Origin of the sequence: Mesorhizobium sp. M4B.F.Ca.ET.214.01.1.1 (assembly GCF_004791545.1) — a bacterium.
GTDB classification, from domain to species: domain Bacteria; phylum Pseudomonadota; class Alphaproteobacteria; order Rhizobiales; family Rhizobiaceae; genus Mesorhizobium; species Mesorhizobium abyssinicae.
In genome coordinates this window covers 17127-40688 of sequence record NZ_SRUX01000013.1, presented here as the reverse complement: position 1 = coordinate 40688, position 23562 = coordinate 17127, and the positions used below count along the sequence as shown (strand labels likewise).

The following is a 23562-nucleotide window of genomic DNA, read 5'->3' as shown; positions in this document are numbered from 1 at the left end:
TCATGGCAGCAGCCGGGAGCTGCCACATTTTTAATCATCAAGAGCTTGCGTAGCGGAAGCTAATGCGCCCGCCCGCATGCCGGCAAAGCGCATGCGCAAATAACGGCGCAAAAACAACGCGCGCCCCCAAGGGCGCGCGCTTCTAGTATCAAGTCATTGATTTTACGCAGGTATCTTGACGACAACCTCACTCGCCTCGCCGGCCTTCGGCTCGAAAGACGAGGATTTTGTCTTGGTTCCATTGACTTCGAGCGAGATGGATTTGGTCTTTTTGTCGCGGATGACGCGAACCTTGACTTCCGCGCCCAGCATCTTGAGCGTCGCCGCATAGCCGTCCCAGTGGCCGGGCAGCTTCGGCCTGAATGTGATGTGCTTGCCGCGCCGCTCGATGCCGAGAATGCCCTCGACCGCCGCGCGGTACAGCCAGCCGGCGGAACCCGTGTACCAGGTCCAGCCGCCGCGACCGCCCTTGCCTTCGCCGGCATAGATGTCGGCCGCCACGACATAGGGCTCGACCCTGTAGTGCTCGGCCGCCGCCTCGTCCGAGGCGTGATTGACCGGGTTCAGCATCGAGAAGCAGCGGTAGGCGTCGTCGGTGCGGCCCATCTCGGCCAGCGCGATGACGAACCAGGTGGCCGCGTGGGTGTACTGGCCGCCATTCTCGCGCACGCCGGGCGGATAGCTCTTGATGTAGCCGGGGTCCTTCTCGGTCTTCGAGAAGGGCGGTGTGAACAGCTTGAGGATCTTGAGCTCGTCGTCGACCAGCATCTTGGTCGCCTGGTGCATGGCCGTGGTCGAACGCGCCGGGTCGCCCTCGCCTGAAAGCACGCTCCACGACTGGGCGATGGAGTCGATCTTGCATTCCTTTGAGTCATGCGAGCCGAGCGGCGTGCCGTCGTCGAAGCTGCCGCGCCGGTACCACTGCCCGTCCCAGGCTGTGGTCTCCAGCGCCCGTTTCAGCACGTCGGCATGCTTGTTCCAGGCCTGCGCCCGCTTGGCGTCACCTTGCGCCTTGGCCACCGGGGCAAAGTCGCCCAGCGTCTTCAGCAGGAACCAGCCCAGCCACACGCTCTCGCCCTTGCCGCCCTCGCCGACGCGGTTCATGCCGTCGTTCCAGTCGCCGCCGAGGATCAGCGGCAGGCCGGCGGGGCTGCTGCGCTTGATGGCGAGATCCAGCGCCCGCGCGCAGTGATCATAGAGCGAGGCGGTGGTCTTGGAGACCTCCGGCGTGAAGAAGGCATCGTGCTCGTCCTCGCCGAGCGGCTGCCCGTCGATGAAGGGAAGCTGCTCCTTGAGGATCGCCGCATCGCCGGTCACGTCGATGTAGCGGGCGGTGGCGTGGGCGAGCCAGACGACGTCGTCCGAGATCATGGTGCGCACGCCGGCGTCGGTGCGCGGCAGCCACCAGTGCTGTACGTCGCCTTCGGGGAATTGCCGGCGCGCCGCGTTGAGGATCTGGTCGCGCGCAAGTTTCGGATCGTGCGCCAGCAAGGCCAGCGTGTCCTGCAACTGGTCGCGGAAGCCGAAGGCGCCGCTCGCCTGGTAGAAGGCGGATCGGGCGCGGATGCGGCAGGCCAGACTCTGATAGGGCAGCCAGTGGTTGACCATGGCGTTGAGCGCCTTGTCGGGCGTCTCGACCTGGATGGTGTCGAGGAAGCCGCGCCAGACGCGTTCGTTGTCGGCCAGCCGCTGGTCGAAATCCTTGCCCCGATGGCCCTGAACCAGCGCGCTCGCCTCGGCGGGCGTGGCCGCGTCGCCGAGCAGCCAGATGAGCGTGACGTCGCCACCGGCGGGGATGTCGATGTCGCTGGCAATCGCCGCGCAGGGATCGTCGCCCGCCTCGACGCGGTCGGACAGGGCAGCGCCGGCAAGCACGGCCTGCGGATATTCGCTGCTGCCGTGCCGGCCGATGAACTCACCGCGGTCGGTTGTCACCGACTGGACGGCGCCGGCAGCGGCGAGGAACGCCACCCGCTCGCTGAAGTCGAGCCCATAGGGGTTCTGCGCCAGGAGGGCGCCGGTCGCCGCATCCCTGGTCGGCACGATGGTCGCCGCCGTCCGCGAGCGATGACCGCCCAGCACCCATTCGGCATAGGCATAGACGCGCAGCCTGGCCGGCACGGGCCCCGCATTCTGGATGCGCAGCCGGGTGATCTTGACCGGGTCGGCCGGGTCGACCACCTGGGTCAGGTCCATCGACAGCGGTCCGCGTTTCGAGCGGAACGTCGAGAAGCCCTGGCCATGCCATGTCTCGTAGGTCATGGCCGGATCGCGCACGATCGCCGCCATCGGCGAGAACGCCTTGCCGCTGGCCTGGTCGTAAATGTAGATGCCCTCGCCCGGCCGATTGGTGACCGGGTCGTTCGACCATGGCGTCAGCTGGTAGTCGCGGCTGTTGCGGCTCCAGGTGAAGCCGGCGCCCTCGGCCGAGACGTGGAAGCCGAACGAGGCGTTGGAGATGACGTTGATCCAGGGCTGCGGCGTCGTACGCCGGCCGGTGAGACGCGTCACATAGTGGCGGCCGTCGCCGTCGAAGCCGCCAAAACCGTTCCAGAGGCTCAAGCCGCTGCCATCGGCACTGGCGCTCGCCGGCCCTGGCGCCGCGAATGGCGGCGGCGCAATGGCCGGCAAGGTCGATGCAGCTCCGACGCCGCCGGCCTGCTGCAGGGCGTCGCGCGCCTGCAGTGCCGCCGCCTCGGCGCGCTCGATCTGGTCGAAGATGGTGCCGTTACGCGTGTGTAGAACGACGCGGGCGACCGCCAGCAGGGTCTTGTAGGTGGCCTCGTCCATCAGGTCGCGGCGCACGGCGAAGATGTGCTGGCGCGGGCCGAGCTCCTTGCCGCGCAGGCGGCTGTTCTCGCACAGCGTCTCGACCGCCCGCTGCAGGTCCTGCACGTAGGACGATGCCTGCTCGTTGACGACGACGAAGTCGATCATCATGCCGCGCGCCCGCATGTATTCCTGGAAGCGCAGCGCCTGGGCGACGATCTCCAGGTCGGCGACGTCGCCGATGCGGACCAGGAAGATCGGGAAGTCGCCGGAGATGCTGGTCGGCCACAGGCTCGACTGCTTGCCGAGCCCGGAGGCGATGGAATCCGCCGGCAGGCGCAGGAACGGATCGGGATAGATCAGATAGCGCGCCAGCTTCTGCACATTGGCGGCATCGGTCAGGCTGAGGCCGAGATGGCGGGTCTGCACCTGGCTGCGGGTCCAGGCCAGCATCGCCTGACGGGCGAAGCTTTCCGGATGGTCGAGCCGGGCAACCGCTTCGTCGAGTTCCGCGCGGCTGGCGCCGACGATGGTCCAGAAGGTCAGCGAGATCTTCTTGTTGGCGGGCACACGCACCTGGCGGCGAAGCGAGGCGACGGGGTCGAGCGTGAAGCCCGAATGACCGCCGAGCTTGGCGCCCGGATCGAAAGCTGCCGCGTCGACGATGGTGCGGCCGCGGCCGATGAAGGCGCGCCGGTCGGTCTCGGCCTCGGCATCGCGCGAAGGCCCCGAAGGATCGGTGACGAAATGCGCCATGGCGATGTCGGGGTCGTTCTTGTCGCGCTTGCGACGGATGGCAAAGATCGCGCCATTGTTGGGCGCAATCTCGGTCTCAACGAACATCTTCGAGAAAGCCGGATGGGCGTTGTCGGAGGCTTCGTTGCCCAGCACCAGCTCGGCAAAGGAGGTCACTTCGATGTGCCGGTCCGTGGCGCCGTCATTGTAGAGCGTGACGCGGCGGCCCTCGCCATTGCCTTCCGAGATGACGATGCATTCGACCTCGGAGCGCAGCGATCCGACCGATTTGACGAAGCTCGCCTTGTCATCGGAGAACAGGGTCTGGACGCGCTCATGGTCGGCGCGCCGCGGCTCCGACGTCGCCGACCACCAGTCGCCGGTGCCGGCATCGCGCAGGAAGATGTAGGAGCCCAGGCGGTCCTCGCTCGGATCCGGCTGCCAGCGGGTGACGGCAAGCTCGCCGAAGCGGCTGTAGCCGGAACCGGTGGCGGTGACCATGACCGAATAGCGGCCGTTGGACATGACATTGGTGGCGCGCAGTGCCTTGGCCGGGTCGAGGATGACGCGCGTGTCCGGGCTCTCGGTCTCGGTCTCGTCCTTGGCGCGCTCGTCGGCCTCGGTCCTGACGGTGGCGGCCGGAATGTCGCGCGGCGCCTTCTCCTGCAGCAGCAGTTCGGCCGACTCGATCACCGGATCGCTGTGGAAGCGATCGCGCAGGCGGCCCTCGAAGATGGCGTCGGCGACGGCAGCGATCGACATGCCGGAATGGTGCGCCATGTAGTTGAGCACCACAGCATGGTCGGTGCCCTCCGGCACACGCTGCGGGGTGAAATCGACCGCGTCGTAGTAGCCGTGCCGGCCAAGCGCGCCGATCGCCTTCAGCCGGGCGAGATTGTGCACCGCCTCGCGCGGACTGAATTGCGCCGCGAGGATCGTCGCGTAGGGCGCGATCACCGTGTTCTGGCCAAGGCCGCGCTTGAGGCCGAGACCGGGCACGCCGAAATTGGTGTACTGGTAGGTGAGCTCGCGGTCGCGGGCGTTGTAGGCCGCTTCCGAAATGCCCCACGGCACGTTCTTGGAGCGGGCGTACTGGATCTGGCGCTTGATGATCAGCTTGCTGGTCTGGTTGAGGATCGAGCCATGCGGCTCCTTCATCACCAGCGGCGGCATCAGGTACTCGAACATCGAGCCCGACCAGGACATCAGCGCACCCTGGAAGCCGATCTCGACGATCGGCCGGCCAAGCCGGAACCAGTGCTCGGTCGGGAGGTCGCCCTTGGCGATGGCGAACAGGCTGGTCAGCCGCGCCTCCGAGGCGAGCAGGTCGTAGCAGCTCTCGTCGAGCTGATGCTCCTCGACCCGGTAGCCGATCGACAGCAGCTTGCGCTCCTGCCGCATCAGGAAGGAGAAATCCATCTCGAAGGCGTAGCGACGGGTGCGCTCGCGCAACGCGAGCAGCTTGGCGCGCAAGGCCTCGACCGCGTTCTCGTCATTGTGCGAGTCGTGCACATGCGCCTCGCAGGTGGCTTCCAGCCTTGCCGCCCAGTCGGCGATGACGTCGCTCTTCGGCGACGCCGCCTCGGTGTGGATGGCGGCGGCGAGCTTGCGGATTTCGCCTGCCAGCACCGCCAGGTTGATGGTGCGGATCGACGCCATCTCGGGCTGTGCCTTGATGGTCATGACGGCGCGGCGCATGCCGTCGAGACGGTCGGCCAGCCGCTGGCGCAGCGGCCGGAGCTGCCGGCGGTCGTCGGGCAGTTCCTCGAGGCTCTCGTCGAGGATGGTCACCGTGTCGAGGATGCCCTCGAAATCGCCCTGCAGGTGGACGGAGGGCGCTTCCGCCCATTCGGCGCAAGCCGCCGCCACGGCCACCAGGTGGCCTGCGAGATTGCCGCTGTCGACCGCCGAGATGTAGAGCGGATAGAGCGGCTTCAGCGTTGTCGTATCGTACCAGTTGAAGAGATGGCCGCGGTCGCGCGGCATGCTCTCGATGGTCGTCATCGTCGCGTCGATGCGGGTGATCGCGTCGGACAGGCTGATCCAGCCGAAGTCGCGCGCCGAAACCACCGACAGCAGATAGACGCCGATATTGGTCGGCGAGGTGCGCGGCGCCACCACCGGCGCCGGGCTTTCCTGGAAATTGTCGGGCGGCAGATGGTGATGCTCGGCCGTCACGAAGGTCTCGAAATAGTGCCAGGTGCGGCGCGCGATGGTGCGCAGCGTATGGATGTCGGCGGCCGAGATGCGCAGCCGGTCCTCGGTCTCGGCCGAGCGGCTGATCCAGCAGGCGACCGCCGGCGAGCCGATCCAGAACAAGGCGAAGAAGAAGGCGACGAAGGCGCCGGTGGAATCGGCAAGCACCGGGATGGCAAGGCCAACGACACCGATGATCACCGCGCCATACATCATGCCGTAGTAGGCGGCGAGGTCGCTGCCGCCGCTCTTGTGCGCCTGCGAAGCGGTGCGCCATTCGAGCAGGTTCTGCCGGCTGACGAACAGTCGGTAGAGCGTGCGCACGATGGCATCGCCCATCATCCAGGCGAGATGCGCCATCAAAAGCACCTTCAACGCCACCAGGGCGGTGCCGAAGATGGTGTCGCGCGCCAGCGCCGAGAAATGGCCGCGCGGCGTCTGGTCGCCGCTCTTGGGCAGGATGCCGTTGACGATGTCGAAGGTCGGCGCCATGAACAGGCTGAGGATCAAGAGCGCCTGCCATTGCGCGGCCTGCGTGAAGGGCAGCAGCGTCCAACCGGCGATCGCCGCCATCACCCAGAAGATCGGGGTGAGCGAGCGGCGCAGATTGTCGACCATCTTCCAGCGCGACAGCGCCGGCACGCCGGAGCGCGGGTCGAGGATGAAGCCGAGAAGCTGCCAGTCGCCCCGCGCCCAGCGATGGTGGCGCGACGCGTCGACCGAATAGCGGGTCGGATAGTCCTCGACCAGTTCGACGTCGGTGACCAGGGCCGAGCGCGCCAGCGCGCCTTCGAGCAGATCGTGGCTGAGGACGGTGTTTTCCTCGATGCGGTCCTTCAGCGCCGCCTCGAAGGCATCGACATGGTAGAGGCCCTTGCCGGTGAAGGAGCCATCGCCGAAGACGTCCTGGTAGACGTCGGAAACGGCGAACACATAGGGGTCGAGGCCACGGTTGGCGGAGAAGACGCGCTGGAAGAAGGAGGCGTCGTCGCCGCTGGTCAGCGAAGCAGTGATGCGCGGCTGCAGAATGGTGTAGCCGGCGGTGACGACGCGCTTGGCGGCGTCGAAATGTGGGCGGTTGAGCGGATGGCAGAGCTTGCCGGCCAGACTGGCCACGGCATCGCGGGTGGTGCGCGTGTCGGCGTCCAGCGTCATCACATGGACGACGTTTTCCGGCAGCGGCACGTCGAGCGGCAAATAGGTGGTGTCGCTATCGCCGCGCAGCAGAAGGTTCAGCTCGTGCAGCTTGCCACGCTTGCGCTCCCAGCCCATCCAGCAGCCTTGCGCGGCGTTGTAGAGCCGGCGCCGGTGCAGGACGTAGAAGAGCGGCGCGCCGTCGGTGGGATAGCGAGCGTTGAGCCTGGCGATCTCGTCACGCGCATATTGCAGAATCTCGATGTCGGCGGCGTCGATCTCGGTGTTCGAATCCGGCCAGTCCGAAAGCAGCGCGAAATGGATTTCGCCCGCCGAATTGGCGAGGTGATGCACCTCGATGTTGCGGATGTTTTCCTCGACATCGTCGCGCGAGCCGATCAGCGAGGGCACCACGACCAGCGTGCGCGCCTCGGCTGGCACGCCATGCTTGTAGTCATAGCCGACCAGCCGCGTCGGCTTCAGGAACAGCGACGCGACGGTGTTGAAGAAGGCGAGCGCGCCTTCCGAGGCCGGCACGGCGAACAGGGCCAGCATCAGGACGATGGACGGCAGCGACAGGCCGAGATGGTCGAGGGCGTTGCCGGCGAGCGCCAGCAGCAGCACCGTCAGCGCGAAGACCGGCACGACGACGCCCAGCCAGCCAGTGCTGGTGAAGGCGCGCTTGGCCCTGACACTGATGGTCGGCCGGTAGCCGATCGCCTTTTCCAGCTCCAGCCGACGCGGGCCGACAAGGAAGAAGCCGACATCGGTATGCACCGTGCCGTCGACGTCGGTCGCTTCGGCCTGGGGGACCTCGGCGCCGGAGGCGTCGGCGATGACGACATGGCCGGCAAGTTCGATGGCCTTTTCGGCAACGCGGAATTCGGAGAGCTCCGAGCGGCGCGCCAGCTCTTCGATGGCCGTGCGATACTGGTCGCGCGAGAAGAAGTCGAGCGCGGCGAAGTCGGTCTTCTCGCGCAGCAGCGTATCGATGCGGCTGACGCCCTCGAACCAGACAGTCCAGTCGACGTCGTTGATGAGGCGCAGGCCGCGGATGATGTTGCCGGTGGTGACATTGCCGCTGGACAGCGTGTGATGCTCGGAGATGATGATCTCCTCGGCATCGGAGCCGCTCTTCTCCAGCTCGCTTTCCAGCCATTCCAGCGCCCGGCCGGCATTCTGGGAACCGTCGCGCAGACGGTAGAGCAACTGGGTGGCGAAGGTGGTGTCCTGCGCATGGGTGCCGTAGTGCGACAGGATCTTCTGCCGGTCGGCATTGTCGTCGGTCGCCAGCACGCGGTCGGCGACCTCGTTGGCGATCTGGCGCATCTGCCTGGTGCGGTTGACGCGCACGGCTATGCGGCGAAGATTCTCGATCAGCACGAAGCGCAGCAGCGACGGCAGCGCCCAGAGCTCGCCGATCTTCAGCGGCTCGACCGACTGGAAGCCCTCGACGATCGCCTTGAACATCGTCGCCGAGACGGAGCTGTCGGAATGCGCGACATAGGTCCAGGCCAGCGCCAGGGCGCGCGGCACACTGGTTCCGTCCGCCAGTTTCAGCGTCGGCAGCTGGCGGTAGAAGCGGCGCGGCAGGTCGCGCTTGACCTGAAAGATCGTCTCCTCGACCAGATAATTGTTGTCGAGCAGCCATTGCGCCGCCGGCGTGATGGTTTCGCCCTTGGCCTGCGCGGCATTGGTCGAGCGGTAGACCTCGAGGATTCGCTTGGCGCTGTCGCGGATGCGGCCCTGGAATTCGAACGGCGCCAGGCCGAACAGATCCTTGACGTCTCCCTTGGCGAGACCCGCGCCAAGCTCACGCAGCCGGTCTTCCGGCATGAAATTGGAGCGTATCGGCGCTTCGGTGATGACCGGAAAGCTGGCGCTCGTGAGTTCGATTTTGGCGGGATTCGTCTGTATGTTCATTTATAATTCCGTATGGCGGGCACGGTGCGGCGTCCCCGCCACGGCAATGGCCCTAAAACCTGCTCAAATGCAATTGGTTGCATGTCAACTTAGGCCGAAAGTTCGTTTTCCGCACCACCCAGGGCGTCATCTCTCAGCAACGCGGTGGACGAGCGCCCCACGCTCCCCGTCCCGTATCTGATCGAGGCAAGGAATCCGGCTTTTTCGTGATGCGGGCAAGAGCTTACGCCAATTTTCGCCGGCGTCGCGATCATGTTTGGCAACAGGCGTTAATGGTTACTGCCAGCCCGATCGATGCGGATCACGAACAGGATCGTGCTGGCGGCCGGCTCCAGGCGCTGTCTCGGGGTACCCCGATCCAGCACCAGCGCATCGAGCGGGCCGAGACTCTCGGGCGTAGTGCCGGCGAGCACGATCTCGCCATCGAGGGGCAGCACAAGGGTCGTGTCCGCCCTGGCCTCGATTTCCAGAGGCGTCGCGGGCGTCAGGCGCTCGACGGTGTGCGTCATGCGGCCGCGCCGGGTCATGACATTGAGGTCGGTGATCGGGCCGGAGATCAGCGCGGCTGCGGTCGGCACATCGGCTGCAAAGGAAAACGGGGCGGAGGGCCCGGTCAGTTCAGCCGGTGGCTCGCCGGCAATATCGAGCACGATCCCCTGCCCTTCCAGCACGCAAAGCGTGCGGTCGATGCCGGCAAAGCTCGAGAACGGCCCGCCCGTCTCGACGCGCGCCATGGAGACGCGCCAGTCGAAATCGTCAAGGCCGGCGCCGTCGGGCGAAACAGTGATTTCGGTCGTTGTGCCGCCGCCGTTCTTCCACGGCATGACGCGGTAGCCGGCGGCACGAAGGATGCGCATGCTCAGCCCAGTATGCCCGGCAGGTTGAGCTGGTGCTCTTTGGCGCACTCGATGGCGATGTCGTAGCCGGCATCGGCATGGCGCATGACGCCGGTCGCCGGATCGTTCCACAAAACCCGCTCCAGGCGCTTGGCGGCGGCCGGCGTGCCGTCGGCGACGATGACCATGCCGGAATGCTGCGAAAAGCCCATGCCGACGCCGCCGCCATGGTGCAGCGACACCCAGGTGGCGCCCGAGGCGGTGTTGAGCAGCGCGTTGAGCAGCGGCCAGTCGGAAACGGCGTCGGAGCCGTCCTTCATCGCCTCGGTCTCGCGGTTGGGCGACGCGACCGAGCCGGAATCGAGGTGATCGCGGCCGATGACGACCGGCGCCTTGAGCTCGCCCTTGGCCACCATCTCGTTGAAGGCGAGACCCAGTCGATGGCGATCGCCAAGGCCGACCCAGCAGATGCGCGCCGGCAGGCCCTGGAAGGCAATGCGCTCGCGCGCCATGTCCAGCCAGTTGTGCAGATGGGTGTTGCCGGGGGTCAGTTCGCGCACCTTGGCGTCGGTCTTGTAGATATCCTCCGGATCGCCCGACAGCGCCGCCCAGCGGAACGGGCCGATGCCGCGGCAGAACAGCGGGCGGATATAGGCCGGCACGAAGCCGGGGAAGGCAAAGGCGTTCTCGAAGCCCTCTTCCTTGGCAACCTGGCGGATGTTGTTGCCGTAGTCCAGCGTCGGCACGCCGGCGTTCCAGAACGCGACCATCGCCTCGACATGCTCGCGCATCGACGCGCGCGCCGCCTTCTCGACCGCCTTCGGATCCGAGACGCGCTTCTCGCGCCACTCGGCCATTGTCCAGCCCTTCGGCAGATAACCGTTCACCGGATCGTGCGCCGAGGTCTGGTCTGTGACCATGTCGGGGCGGATGCCGCGCCTGTACATTTCCGGCACGATCTCCGCCGCATTGCCGAGCAGGCCGACCGACTTCGCCTCGCCGGCCTTCGTCCAGCGCTCGATCTTCTCCAGCGCCTCGTCCAGCGTCTCGGCCTTCTCGTCGACATAGCGGGTGCGCAAACGGAAATCGATCGAGTCCGGGTTGCATTCGATGGCGAGGCAGCAGGCGCCGGCCATGACGGCGGCCAGCGGCTGGGCGCCGCCCATGCCGCCGAGGCCGGCTGTCAGGATCCACTTGCCCTTGAGGTTGCCGCCATAGTGCTGGCGGCCGGCCTCAACGAAGGTCTCGTAGGTGCCCTGGACGATGCCTTGCGTGCCGATATAGATCCAGGAGCCGGCCGTCATCTGGCCGTACATCATCAGGCCCTTCTTATCGAGCTCGTTGAACTTCTCCCAGTTCGCCCAGTGCGGCACGATGTTGGAGTTGGCGATCAGCACGCGCGGCGCATCGGCATGCGTGCGGAACACGCCGACCGGCTTGCCGGACTGCACCAGCAGCGTCTCGTCGTCGCCGAGCGTCTTCAGCGAGGCGGCGATGCGGTCGAAATCGTTCCAGGTGCGCGCGGCACGGCCGATGCCGCCATAGACGACCAGCTCGTTGGGGTTTTCAGCGACGTCGGGATCGAGATTGTTCATCAGCATGCGCAGCGGCGCCTCGGTCAGCCAGCTGCGGGCATTGAGCTCGGCGCCGCGCGGGCTGCGGATTTCGCGGATATTGTGACGAGGATTGGTCATCATTGTCCCTTTCGAGTAAGGCGGCGCGTCAGCGCCCGGCCCAGTCAATGGCGGTTTCGAGAATGGTCTTCAGCGTGCCGCGGATCGGCGCCGCGTATTCGGGGTCGTAGGGCACCGGCCAGTTGTCCGGCGCGCCTCTGCCTTCGGGCTCATGCATGTAGCCGCGGTTGGAAAGCTCCATCTGCAGCGCATGGACGCCGTTTTGCGGGTGGCCGAAATTGCGCGTGATCCAGCCGCCCTTGAAGCGGCCGTTGACTACCCAGGTCTGACCGGTACCAGCCATGATCTCGGCAACCTTGGCCTGCAGCGCGGGATCGGTGCTTTTGCCGTCATTGGTGCCAAGGTTGAACACCGGCAGCGTGCCCCCGAACAGGCGCGGCAGCACCGAGCGGATCGAGTGGCAGTCGTAGAGGACGATTCTTCCGTGCATGCCGTGCAGCCGGTCGATCTCGGCCTGCAGGGCGGCATGGTAAGGCTTGAAGTAGGTCTCGCGGCGCTCGTCGATTTCCGAAGGCGTCGGCTCCTCGCCCATATGGTAGAGGGGATCGCCGTCGAAGGTCTCGGTCGGGCAAAGGCCAGTCGTCGCCTGGCCGGGATAGAGCGAGACGCCGGACGGGTCGCGATTGACGTCGATGACTGTGCGTGAGATCGCGGTGTGCACCACCGTCGCGCCGAGGTCGGCCGCAAAATCGTAGAGCTTGTCGATCCACCAGTCGCAGTCGCGGCGGCCGAGCCAGGGCGAGACCAGCCGGCTGTCGAGACCGGCAAGGTCGATGCCGGTGTGCGGGATCGAGACCAGCAAGGGTGCGGTGCCTCGGGTTACGCTGAGCCAGGAGGGCGTGGCCATCACGCCGCTCCCGCGATCGCCGGCAACGCCACGGCGCTCGCCGCACTCACCGCGGCGCCGCTGCGCACCATGGCGATGGCCTTTTCCATGTCGGGATGGAAATGGCGGTCATTGTCGAGATGCGGCACTTCGGCCCGGACCAGCTTGCGCACCGCTTCAAGCGCTTCGCTAGACGCCAGCGGCGCATGGAAATCGCAGCCTTGAGCGGCCGCCAGGAGTTCGATGCCGATGACCGCGGTCGCATTCTCGATCATGCCGAGCAGCCGGCGGGCGCCGTGCGCGGCCATCGAGACGTGGTCTTCCTGGTTGGCCGAGGTCGGGATCGAATCGACGCTTGCCGGATAGGCCTTCTGCTTGTTTTCGGAAACCAGCGCCGCCGCCGTCACCTGCGGGATCATGAAGCCGGAATTCAGTCCGGGCTTGGGCGTCAGGAAGGCCGGCATGCCGGACAGCGCCGGATCGACCAGCATGGCGATGCGGCGCTCCGACAGCGAGCCGATCTCGCAGACGGCAAGCGCGATCATGTCGGCGGCAAAGGCCACCGGCTCGGCGTGGAAATTGCCGCCGGAGAGCGCGGTGTCGTCCTCGGCGAAGATCAGCGGGTTGTCGGTGACACCATTGGCCTCGGTCTCAAGCGTGTCGGCCGCCTTGCGCAGCACATCGAGCGCGGCGCCCATCACCTGCGGCTGGCAGCGCAGGCAATACGGGTCCTGCACGCGCTCGTCGCCGACGCGGTGCGATTCACGGATGGCGCTGCCCGCCATCAAATCGCGCAGCGCGCCCGCCGTCTCGATCTGGCCGCGATGCTTCCTGAGCAGATGGATGCGCGGGTCGAAGGGCGCGTCCGAGCCCTTGGCGGCGTCCGTCGACAGCGCGCCGGCGACCAGCGCCGACTGATAGAGCGTCTCGGCCTCGAACAGGCCGGCGAGCGCGAAAGCCGTCGAGAACTGCGTGCCGTTGAGCAGCGCCAGGCCTTCCTTGGCGCCCAACGTCACCGGTTCCAGTCCGTGCGAAACGAAGGCGACCTTGGCCGGGAAGCGACCATGCGGGGTGAAGCATTCGCCGACGCCGATCATGACCGCCGTCATGTGCGACAGCGGCGCGAGATCGCCGGAGGCTCCGACCGAACCTTGCGCCGGCACCACCGGAATGACGTCGTTGGCAAGCATCGCTTCCAGCAGCGCGATGGTCTGCGGCCGCACGCCGGAGGCGCCCTGCGCGAGGCTTGCGAGCTTCAGCGCCATCATCAGCCTGGTGACGGCAACCGGCATCGGCTCGCCGACGCCGGCGGCATGCGACAGCACGATGTTGCGCTGCAGCGTTTCGAGATCGGCGGCGGGGATGCGCACGCTGGCCAGCTTGCCGAAGCCGGTGTTGATGCCATAGACCGGCTCGCCCTTGGCGACGATCCGCTCAACCGCCTCGGCGCTGGCCTTGATCCTGGGCTTGCAGGCGGCGTCCAGCTTCGGCACCGCGCCGCGATAGATGGCGCGCCAGTCGGCCAGCGTTGCGTTGCCGGGCTTCAGAACGAGTTCGGTCATTGTCCTCTCCAGATGCGGGCATGCAGCGGGTTGAAGCCCATGCGGTAAACGAGTTCGGCCGGGCGCTCGATGTTCCAGATGGCGAGGTCGGCGGACTTTCCCGCCTCGAGCGTGCCGGTCTTTTCCTGCAGGCCAAGCGCGCGCGCCGCCTCGCGGGTGACGCCGGACAGGCATTCCTCGACAGTCAGGCCGAACAGCGTCGCGGCCATGTTCATGGTGAGCAGCAGAGAGGTAAGCGGCGAGGTACCTGGATTGCTGTCCGTGGCGACCGCCATCTTCACGCCATGCCGGCGGAACAGCTCGACCGGCGGCTTCTTGGTCTCGCGGATGAAGTAATAGGCGCCGGGCAGGATCGTCGCCACGGTTCCGGCGCCGGCCATCGCCGCCGCGCCCTCGTCGTCTGTGTATTCGAGGTGGTCGGCCGACAGCGCGCCATAGCGCGCGGCAAGCGCCGCGCCATGCAGGTTTGACAACTGGTCGGCATGGAGTTTTACCGGCAGGCCAAGCGCTCTGGCCTTGTCGAAGACGCGCGCCATCTGCTCCGGCGAGAAGGCGATCCCCTCGCAGAAACCGTCGATCGCATCGGCAAGATTTTCCGCCGCGACCGCCGGCAGTATGTCCGTAGCGACGAGATCGATGAAGGCGTCCTTGTCGCCCCTGGCCTCCGGCGGCAGCGCATGGGCGGCCAGGCATGTGGTCCGGACCGTCACGCTGCGCTGATCGCCCAGGCGGCGCGCGGCGCGCAGCGACTTCTTCTCATTGTCGACATCAAGGCCATAGCCCGACTTCACCTCGATGGTGGTCACGCCTTCAGCCAGCAGCGCATCGAGGCGCGGCAGCGTCTGGGCGACCAGTTCGTCCTCGCTCGCCGCGCGAAGAGACTTCACCGAGGAGACGATGCCGCCGCCGGCCCTGGCGACCTCTTCATAGGTGGCGCCGGACAGCCGCATCTCGAACTCGTTGGCGCGGTTGCCGGCGTAGACGAGATGGGTGTGGCAGTCGATCAGGCCGGGCGTGATCCAGCGACCCTCGCAGTCGGTGATGTCAGCGCCCTGGACGAGCGCCGCAGGCATGGCGGCTTCGGATCCGGCATAGGCGATCAGGCCGTCGCGCGCGACGATCGCGCCGTTCTCGACGATGCCCAATCCCGGCGCGCCTTCGGCCATGGTCGCCAGGCGCGCATTGCGCCAAAGGTGAAGGCCCCCTGCCCGGCTTTTGATTTCTGCCGCCATCATCTTTTCCGTTTGATTAGATGGCAATTATGTATATACATATTGAGACGCACTGCAAGTCCTATTGTCATCGGAAAGCGGGATTCGGAGAAAATCGTGACGGCGATCTTCGCGGAACAGGCACTTCTGCCGGACGGCTGGAACAACAATGTCAGGATCAGGCTGGCGGGCGGCCGCGTCGCGGCGGTCGAACCGGGCGCCTCATTGCTGCCCGGCGACGAGCGCCATGCCGTCCTTGTCCCCGGCATGCCCAATCTGCACAGCCACGCCTTCCAGCGCGGCATGGCGGGGCTCGCCGAACTGCGCGGCCCCTCGGCCGACAGTTTCTGGAGCTGGCGCGAGGTGATGTACCGGTTCGCGCTGTCGATGACGCCGGACCAAGTCGAGGCGGTGGCGGCGCAGCTCTATATAGAGATGCTGGAGGCCGGCTTTTCGCGAGTCGGCGAGTTTCACTATCTCCACCACGATCGCGACGGAAAACCCTATGGCAACATCGCCGAGATGGCGGAGCGGATTGCCGCAGCGGCCGGCGCAACCGGCATCGCGCTGACGCTGTTGCCCGTGTTCTATGCTCATTCCTCTTTCGGCGGCGCGGCGCCCAATGAGGGCCAGCGGCGATTCATCAACGATGTCGAGCGGTTCGGACGCTTGCTTGAGAAAAGCCGCGAGAGCGTTCGCTCGCTCGATCAGGCCGTTGTCGGCGTCGCCCCACACAGCCTGCGCGCCGCGACGCTGGACGAACTCAATGCGGTGACCGCAATGGCGCCGGACGGCCCGATCCACATTCATATCGCAGAGCAAACAAAGGAAGTGGAAGACTGCATCGCCTGGTCGGGTGCGCGGCCGGTCGAATTCCTGCTTGGCCATGCCGAGGTGGACCGGCGCTGGTGCCTGATTCACGCCACGCACATGACCGAGACAGAGACGGTCCGCATGGGCGAGAGCGGCGCCATCGCCGGCCTCTGTCCGATCACCGAGGCCAATCTCGGCGACGGCACCTTCGCCGCGCCGCTGTTCGTCGAACATGGCGGACGCTTCGGCGTCGGCTCAGACTCCAATGTGCTCATCGGTCTGCCGGACGAGCTCAGGCAACTTGAATATTCGCAGCGCCTGGCGCACCGCGCCCGCAACGTGCTGGCAGTGGCGGGCGGCTCGACCGGCCGCGCCTTGTTCGATGCCACGCTCGATGGCGGCAGCACAGCGCTTGGCACCGGCCCGGCGCGGATCGCTGTCGGTGCCTCGGCCGATTTTGTCTCGCTCGACCAAAACCATCCTTCGCTCGCCGGCAAGACGGGCGACGCCATCCTCGATGCCTGGATCTTCGCCAACGGCACCAGCGTCGATTGCGTCTGGGTGCACGGCAAGAAGCAAGTCAGCGGCGGCAGGCATATCGGGCGCGAGGCGATCGCCGAGCGGTTCCGTGCCGTCATGACCGCGCTGTCGGCAGCCTAGCTCGTTCAACAGCCGAACCGCGACATGAGCATGATCGAGACAATGGAGGCGGAAGGAGGCGAGGCTGTCTCGCTGCACCAGCGCATCCTGTCCGACATCAGCGAGAAGATCCTGTCCGGCGCCTGGGCGCCCGGTCACAGGATCCCGTTCGAGCACGAGCTGACGACCGAGTACAATTGCTCGCGCATGACGGTGAACAAGGCGCTGTCGCAGCTGGCGAAGGCCGGGCTGATCGAACGCCGTCGCCGGTCCGGCAGTTTTGTCCGCCAGCCGCAGTCGCAGGCGGCGGTGCTGGAACTGCACGACATCCGGATCGAGGTCGAGGCGCTCGGCCTGCCCTACCGCTACGAAAGGCTGGCGCGGCTGAAGCGGCGCAGCAGCGCCGACGACCGGGCGCTGCTCGGGCTTTCCGCCCCAGGCTTGGTGCTTTCGCTGGAATGCCTGCATTTCGCCGGCCAGCGGCCCTTCGCGCACGAGCAGCGGCTGATCAATCTCGCCGCCGTCGCGGAAGCCGGCGAGGAGGAATTCCTGGGCATAGCGCCCGGCCCCTGGCTGATCGGCCGCGTGCCGTGGAGCCAAGCCGAGCACCGCATCCGCGCCACGGCCGCGGCCGACCATGTCGCCGACGCGCTCGACATCGAAACCGGCGCGCCCTGCCTGGTGGTCGAGCGCCGCACCTGGAGCGCGGAGCACCCGGTGACGCATGTGCGCTTTATCTATCCGGCTGAGAGCCACACGCTGGTGGCAAGGTTCACGCCGTCGCAGGGGTAGTGCCTCTCTACCCTCCCCCATGCGGGGAGGGTCGCTGCGCAGCAGCGGGTCGGGGGTCGGCGCAGCCCCCACCCGGACCTTCGGTCCGACCTCCCCACAAGGGGGAGGTAGAAGGCAGGCGCTAGATCGCCGCCGTAATAATAATCTCGACCAGATATTCCGGGCCGGCCAGCTTGGCCTCGCCGGTGGCGCGGGCGGGCGTGTGGCCCTGCGGCACCCACTTGTCCCATTCCGCGTTCATCTCGGCGAAGGTGCTCATGTCGGCCAGCCAGATGATGGTCTGCAGGATCTTGGTCTTGTCGGTTCCGGCCTTGGCCAGCAATTCGTCGATGGTCTTCAGGATGTCGCGGGTCTGCGAGGCGACATTGCCGCCGGGCTCGCCGACCTGGCCTGCCAGGTAGACGATGTTGCCGTGGATGACGATCTGGCTCATGCGCGGGCCAACATCGATGCGACGAATGCTCATGGGGCGTTCCTTCCTATTGTCGGTCGCGCCTCTTTAGAGTCCGCGCCGGTTTCGGGCAAGGCCGGCAGGGACGAAACCAATTGAGCCAATTGTGTGACCCCTGCCCGCTGCGTACACGGCGAGTTGACCGGCCGTGACCAAATTGCGTCGGGCCATCTTGTTGACTAATGTAATAACATCACATATCGACTTGAGCCGCCCGCACGACGGGCCGCCGCCCTTACGGACCGCCGATGACCAATGCCTGCCTGACCTTCCGCGACCTGACGCTCGGCTATGGCAGCCACCCGGCGATCCACCATCTCAACGGCACGATCCGCAAGGGATCGCTGACGGCCGTGGTCGGCGCCAACGGCTCGGGCAAGTCGACGCTGATGAAGGGCATTGTCGGCGTGCTGAAGCCGATGGAAGGCGCGGTCACCCGCGCGTCCGGCGTGCGCACCGCCTATCTGCCGCAGCAGTCGGAGCTCGACCGCTCCTTCCCGGCCCGGGTGGTCGACCTGGTTTCGCTCGGCCTGTGGCCAAAGCGCGGCCTGCTCGGCCGCTACACTAAGGAGGACCGCGAATCCGTCAGCCAGGCGCTGATGGCGGTCGGCCTCGGCGGCTTCGAGAAGCGCCCGATCGACACGCTGTCGGGCGGCCAGTTGCAGCGCACGCTGTTTGCTCGCGTGCTGTTGCAGGATGCCGACCTCATCCTGCTCGACGAGCCGTTCAACGCCGTCGACGCCAAGACCGTCGGCGACCTGATCCAGCTCATCAAGCGCTGGCATGGCGAGGAGCGCACGATCATGGTCGTCGTCCACGATCTCGATCTCGTGCGACAGAATTTCCCCGAGACCTTGCTGCTTGCCCGCCAGCCTGTTGCCTGGGGCGAGACAAAAGAGACACTGCGGCCGGAAAACCTTCTCAAGGCACGGCGCTTCCACGAGGCCTGGGAAGAGAACGCGCCCTGGTGCGAGCCGGACGACCATGACCATCATGGGCACGATCATCACGACCATGCCCACGGCCATGCGCATGATCACGACCACCAGCACGGCTCCGGACCGAGGGCCGCCTGATGGATTTCCTCTACAACCTGTTCATCGCGCCTTTCGCCGATTTCGCCTTCATGCAGCGGGCGCTGTTCGGCTCGCTGCTGCTGTCGCTCGGCGCCTGTCCGGTCGGCGTCTTCCTGATGCTACGGCGCATGAGCCTGTCGGGCGACGCCATGGCGCATGCCATCCTGCCAGGTGCCGCCGCCGGCTTCCTGCTCTACGGCCTGGAAATCCTGCCGATGACCATTGGCGGGCTGATCGCCGGCATCATCGTCGCGCTCGGCGCGGGCGCGGTCTCGCGCTTCACCATCCAGCGCGAGGACGCCTCGATGGCGGCCTTCTATCTGATCTCGCTCGCCGTCGGTGTGCTGATGGTGTCAATTCGGGGCTCCAGCGTCGATCTCATGCATGTGCTGTTCGGCACCGTGCTTGCGCTCAACAACGAGGCGCTGACGCTGATCGGCGGCATCGTGCTGGTAACTTTAGTCAGCCTTACCATCTTCTGGCGGGCGCTGGTCGCAGAATGCCTCGACCCGCTGTTCCTGCGCTCGGTGAGCCGCATGGGCAGCCCGGTGCATTTCATCTTCCTCGGCCTCGTCGTGCTCAACCTCGTTGGCGGGTTCCAGGCGCTGGGCACGCTTTTGTCGGTCGGGCTGATGATGCTGCCGGCCGCCGCTGCCCGCTTCTGGACGGTGCGGGTCGAGCCGATGTGCGTGCTGGCGGTGCTGATCGGCTTTGCCTCCTGCATCGCCGGGCTGCTCTTGTCCTACCACGCCTCGCTGCCGTCCGGCCCGGCCATCATCCTGTCGGCCGGTGTCGTCTACTTCTTCTCGATCGTGTTCGGCTCGCGCGGCGCGTTGCGCGCCCGCATCGTCCACCACCGCCACCGCACCGCCTGATCCCCAAGCAAGGAGACCCGCCCAATGCTGAAATCCTTCCGTGCCGCGCTGACCCTGAGCGTTATAACATTAACCGCTCTCGGAACATCGTCGGCCCTCGCCGCGCCGCTCAAGGTGGTTGCGAGCTTCACGGTGATTGCAGATTTCGCCAAGAATGTCGGCGGTGACCGGGTCAGCATCACCACCATCGTTGGGCCGGATGGCGACGCGCATGTCTACGAACCGAGCCCGGCCGACGCTGTCGCAATGGCCGACGCGGACGTGGTGCTGGTCAACGGCCTGCATTTCGAAGGCTTTTTGCAGCGCCTGGTCGACGCCAGCGCCACCAAGGCCGCGATCGTGACCTTGACCAAGGACGTCACCCCGATCGACTTCAAGCCGGAATTTGCTGACGCGGATGCTGCCGAAGGCGCCGGCAAGACCGTTACCGACCCGCACGCCTTCCAGTCGATCGCCAACGCCAGGATCTATGTGAAGAACATCGCCGAGGCCTTCTGCGCCGCCGACAGCGAGGGCTGCGTCGGCTACCAGACCAATGCCGCGGCTTACACCAAGAAGCTCGATGCACTGGAAGGCGAAGTGAAGGCCGCGATCCAGTCGATCCCCGAGGAGAAGCGCGTCGTCATCACCTCGCACGACGCGTTCGGCTATTTCGAGCACGAATACGGCCTGACCTTCCTGGCGCCGCAGGGCATTTCGACGGACTCCGAGCCGTCGGCCGCCGATGTCGCCAAGCTGGTCAACCAGGTCAAGCAGGACAAGGCGGCGGCGATGTTCATCGAGAACATCACCAATCCGCGGCTGATCGAGCAGATCGCCAGCGAGACCGGCATCAAGGTCGGCGGCACGCTCTATTCGGATGCGCTGTCGCAGCCCGACGGCCCGGCCTCGACCTATATCGACATGATGCACAACAACATCGCCCAGATCAAAGGCGCGATCCTCGGCAGCTGAAGTCGGCTCATCCAGCCGGATCGCGACGATCCGGCTGGATTTTCCGCCGCGAATGTCTATCTGCAAAGACGACGCCGACGGCGTGCGACGATACGCGATCGGCGGGAGCAGTTGCCGGCCGCGTCAGGGGATGGCAAGACTGCCGCCGAAGCAGATTGCGAGGACGACCATGGAATACCGAGAGATCAGCGACGACTATTCCGTCTCGGGCCAGATCCAGCCCAGCGATATCACCGCCATCAAGGAGGCCGGCTTCAAGAGCGTGATCTGCAACCGGCCGGACGACGAGCAGCCCGGCCAGCCCTCGGCCGAAAGCGTCCAGGCGGCGGCCGAGGCGGCGGGCCTCGCCTTCCGCTTCATCCCGGTCATCAGCGGCCAGATCACCTTCGAGAATGTCCAGGACCAGGCCGCGGCGCTCGACGCGCTCGAAGGCCCGGTGTTCGCCTACTGCCGCTCCGGCGCGCGCTGCACCAATCTCTATGGGCTGATTCAACAGTCGAGGGGCTAAATCGGCAGCGCGCCGGTCTCCTTCAGCGTCTCCAGCACGATAGCCGTCTTCACGTGCTGGACGGATTCATGCGGCAGGAGCACGCCGTTGACGAACTCCGACAATGATTTGAGGTCGGGCGTCACCACCTTCAATATGTAGTCCATCTCGCCGGTCAGCGCGTGCGCCTCCTGCACTTCGGGCAGCCGCGCCACCAACTCGCCGAAGCGGCGGGCATTGTCGCGATTGTGGGTGGCCAAGGTCACCGAGATGACATTGACCAGCGAAAAGCCCAGCCGATCGCGGTCGAGCACGGCGCGGTAGCCCTTGATGTAGCCGTCCTCTTCCAGCCGCTGGCGGCGGCGCGAGCATTGCGACGCCGACAGGTTCACCCGCTCCGAAAGGTCGTTGTTGGTGAGCCGCGCGTCGCCTTGCAGAAGCGCCAGTAACTTGCGATCAAATTGGTCAAGCCGCGCATCATCCACGGATTTTCCTCCATTCATGCACATTCCACGCATGACATGAGCATTTCAGGCGTTCGAATGCAAGCACCGTGCGGCCCTGAGGCGCTATCATGCGCAAAGATGGCCAGGAACGGCCGCAACAGCTTCGGAGAACCGCCATGGGCCCCTTCCCGCACGACGCCCCGCCCGCCAGGATCAGCAAGGCGAACCCCGCCGGCACAGACGGTTTCGAATTCGTCGAGTTCGCGCATCCCGAGCCGGAAAAGCTCGCCGAACTCTTCACCCGCATGGGTTATGTCGCGGTGGCCAAGCACCGCACCAAGGACATCACGGTCTGGCGGCAGGGCGACATCAACTACGTCGTCAATGCAGAGCCCGGCTCGCATGCGATGAAGTTCGTCGATAAGCACGGACCCTGCGCAGCCTCTATGGCGTGGCGCGTGGTCGACGCGAAACACGCCTTCGAGCATGCCGTGTCGAAGGGTGCGACGCCCTATGAGGGCACCGACAAGGCGCTCGACGTGCCGGCCATCGTCGGCATTGGCGGCTCCCTGCTCTATTTCATCGAGGCCTATGGCGAGAAAGGCTCGGCCTATGACGCCGAGTTCGCATGGCTGGGCGAGCGCGATCCGAAGCCCGAGGGCGTCGGCTTCTACTTCCTCGACCATCTCACCCACAATGTCTATCGCGGCAACATGGACAAGTGGTGGGACTTCTATCGCGACCTGTTCGGCTTCAAGCAGATCCACTTCTTCGACATCGACGGCAAGATCACCGGTCTGGTCAGCCGTGCGATCACCTCGCCCTGCGGCAAGATCCGCATTCCGCTGAACGAGTCCAAGGACGAGACCAGCCAGATCGCCGAATATCTGAAGAAGTACAATGGCGAGGGCATCCAGCACATCGCGGTGGGCACCGACGCGATCTACGAGGCCACCGACAGGCTTGCTGCCAACGGCCTGAAGTTCATGCCCGGCCCGCCCGACACCTATTACGAGATGTCGCACGAGCGCGTGCACGATCACGACGAGCCGGTCGAGCGGATGAAGAAGCACGGCATCCTGATCGACGGCGAAGGCGTCGTCGACGGCGGCATGACCAAGATCCTGCTGCAGATTTTCTCGAAAACAGTGATCGGCCCGATCTTCTTCGAGTTCATCCAGCGCAAGGGCGACGAAGGTTTTGGCGAAGGCAATTTCCGCGCGCTGTTCGAGTCGATCGAGCAGGACCAGATCAAGCGCGGCGTGATCAAGCTGGACGGCAAGGCGGCGTAAGGCCCATGAGGGCGAGCGGTTCAAAGACCGAGCCGCTCGACCTCGTCCTTCCTGAGCTTCAGATCATAGTCGAGCAGAAACTCATCCAGTTGCGGCGGCGGAGCGGAAGTGCCGGCGAGCATGGCGTGCACCTGGCCGCGGTGATGGATGTCGTGCAGGAAAACATGGGCGAGGATGTCGGCGATCTTTTCAGGGATCATGCCGTCCTCGCGTCTATCGGTGATGACACGACGGTCGAGATCGGCCTCGGACAGGGCATCACAGAAGGCGATAAGTTTGCGGTCGAAGGTGATCTGCGCCACTACCAAATCGGCGACATTATCGAACGGCACGAAATCATCATAGGCGGCAGCCCCGACACCACCCTCCGTCAGAAAATCGAGATAGAGATGGTCGACAGCGAGGATGTGGTTCAGCGTGTCCTTGATTGACGGAAAGAAGCTGGTGCGCGCGGCCTCAAATTCCCCAGGCTCAAGGGACAGCACGGCGCGGTACAGGCGGTCGTTCGACCAGTGATTGTTGCGCGCCATGCGGCGCAGATGATCAAGCAGCGTCATGGGGTCCTGTCGACAAGGCCGATGCCGACCGCCAGAACGACGAAGCCGCCGACAACGATCAGCAGCAGCCGGATCATTTTCCGCCGCAGGCCTTGCGTTTCTTCATCCCGCGCGACGCTGAGATTGGTGATGGTGTGGAACATCATCGCGTTGCGCGGCACACCGGTGCGGTTGGTGAGATCAGGCGAGCGCGCCTCGATGCGGTAGCTCAGGCGGATCGCCTGGATGAAGACCGCCAGAATGGCCAGCGCCCACACGCCAAACAGCAAATAGACCGCTTCGCCTGGCATCCCC

Annotated in this window: 17 protein-coding genes; 7 read left to right on the top strand and 10 right to left on the bottom strand. The window is 65.8% G+C overall.

What is annotated here, in order from left to right; genetic code table 11:
* Window positions 1-162: 162 nt before the first annotated feature.
* From EN857_RS23940 to hutI, 6 genes are all read right to left on the bottom strand, one after another.
* A complete protein-coding gene (locus EN857_RS23940) occupies window positions 163-8757 on the bottom strand; it encodes a glucoamylase family protein (RefSeq protein ID WP_135859275.1) in 8595 nt (2864 codons plus the stop codon).
* A gap of 269 nt (window positions 8758-9026) precedes the next feature.
* The gene (locus tag EN857_RS23935) at window positions 9027-9614 is read right to left on the bottom strand and encodes a HutD family protein (protein ID WP_127392335.1); all 588 of its coding nucleotides are present in this window, start codon (window positions 9612-9614) and stop codon (window positions 9027-9029) included.
* A 2-nt stretch (window positions 9615-9616) separates the two neighbouring features.
* Window positions 9617-11287 carry a urocanate hydratase gene (hutU, locus tag EN857_RS23930; RefSeq protein ID WP_127312089.1) on the bottom strand — a complete coding sequence of 557 codons (1671 nt, stop codon included), beginning with the start codon at window positions 11285-11287 and terminating at the stop codon, window positions 9617-9619.
* Window positions 11288-11315: 28 nt separating this feature from the next.
* On the bottom strand, window positions 11316-12134 hold the full coding sequence (hutG, locus tag EN857_RS23925; RefSeq protein WP_127312090.1) for an N-formylglutamate deformylase: 819 nt from the start codon (window positions 12132-12134) through the stop codon (window positions 11316-11318).
* Window positions 12134-13675, bottom strand: coding sequence for a histidine ammonia-lyase (gene hutH, locus EN857_RS23920; RefSeq protein ID WP_127392336.1), 1542 nt, complete (start codon window positions 13673-13675; stop codon window positions 12134-12136). The genes hutG and hutH overlap by 1 nt, the downstream gene beginning before the upstream one ends.
* Complete coding sequence (gene hutI / locus EN857_RS23915) at window positions 13672-14907, bottom strand: imidazolonepropionase (protein ID WP_128346572.1); 1236 nt, start codon at window positions 14905-14907, stop codon at window positions 13672-13674. Before hutI ends, hutH begins: the two co-directional genes overlap by 4 nt.
* Before the next feature lie 96 nt (window positions 14908-15003).
* On the opposite strand from hutI, the gene EN857_RS23910 reads away from it, so the two are divergent.
* Complete coding sequence (locus EN857_RS23910) at window positions 15004-16359, top strand: formimidoylglutamate deiminase (protein ID WP_127393199.1); 1356 nt, start codon at window positions 15004-15006, stop codon at window positions 16357-16359.
* A 24-nt stretch (window positions 16360-16383) separates the two neighbouring features.
* Complete coding sequence (gene hutC / locus EN857_RS23905; protein WP_127393200.1) at window positions 16384-17130, top strand: histidine utilization repressor; 747 nt, start codon at window positions 16384-16386, stop codon at window positions 17128-17130.
* A 121-nt stretch (window positions 17131-17251) separates the two neighbouring features.
* Here the strand turns inward: hutC and EN857_RS23900 are convergent, their stop codons facing one another.
* Entirely contained in the window at window positions 17252-17596 is a 345-nt protein-coding gene (locus EN857_RS23900; RefSeq protein ID WP_127393201.1) for a RidA family protein, read from the bottom strand.
* Window positions 17597-17829: 233 nt separating this feature from the next.
* Between EN857_RS23900 and aztA the strand changes: the two genes are divergently transcribed.
* The 4 genes from aztA (at window position 17830) to EN857_RS23880 (ending at window position 20994) form a co-directional block, all read left to right on the top strand.
* On the top strand, window positions 17830-18657 hold the full coding sequence (aztA, locus tag EN857_RS23895; protein WP_127393202.1) for a zinc ABC transporter ATP-binding protein AztA: 828 nt from the start codon (window positions 17830-17832) through the stop codon (window positions 18655-18657).
* A complete protein-coding gene (aztB, locus tag EN857_RS23890) occupies window positions 18657-19532 on the top strand; it encodes a zinc ABC transporter permease AztB (protein WP_127311492.1) in 876 nt (291 codons plus the stop codon). The genes aztA and aztB overlap by 1 nt, the downstream gene beginning before the upstream one ends.
* Window positions 19533-19556: 24 nt before the next feature.
* Window positions 19557-20486: a zinc ABC transporter substrate-binding protein AztC gene (gene aztC, locus EN857_RS23885; protein WP_127311491.1), complete on the top strand. Its 930-nt coding sequence runs from the start codon at window positions 19557-19559 to the stop codon at window positions 20484-20486.
* 169 nt (window positions 20487-20655) lie between these two features.
* Complete coding sequence (locus EN857_RS23880; RefSeq protein WP_127393203.1) at window positions 20656-20994, top strand: TIGR01244 family sulfur transferase; 339 nt, start codon at window positions 20656-20658, stop codon at window positions 20992-20994.
* Here the strand turns inward: EN857_RS23880 and EN857_RS23875 are convergent.
* Window positions 20991-21458, bottom strand: coding sequence for an Lrp/AsnC family transcriptional regulator (locus EN857_RS23875; protein ID WP_127284603.1), 468 nt, complete (start codon window positions 21456-21458; stop codon window positions 20991-20993). The two genes, EN857_RS23880 and EN857_RS23875, sit on opposite strands and share 4 nt — an antisense overlap.
* Before the next feature lie 137 nt (window positions 21459-21595).
* Between EN857_RS23875 and hppD the strand changes: the two genes are divergently transcribed.
* Entirely contained in the window at window positions 21596-22711 is a 1116-nt protein-coding gene (hppD, locus tag EN857_RS23870) for a 4-hydroxyphenylpyruvate dioxygenase (RefSeq protein ID WP_128346370.1), read from the top strand.
* A gap of 20 nt (window positions 22712-22731) precedes the next feature.
* Here the strand turns inward: hppD and EN857_RS23865 are convergent, their stop codons facing one another.
* On the bottom strand, window positions 22732-23268 hold the full coding sequence (locus EN857_RS23865; RefSeq protein ID WP_127393628.1) for a DinB family protein: 537 nt from the start codon (window positions 23266-23268) through the stop codon (window positions 22732-22734).
* On the bottom strand, window positions 23265-23558 hold the full coding sequence (locus tag EN857_RS23860) for a hypothetical protein (RefSeq protein WP_127393629.1): 294 nt from the start codon (window positions 23556-23558) through the stop codon (window positions 23265-23267). The genes EN857_RS23865 and EN857_RS23860 overlap by 4 nt, the downstream gene beginning before the upstream one ends.
* Between the last annotated feature and the right edge of the window lie 4 nt (window positions 23559-23562).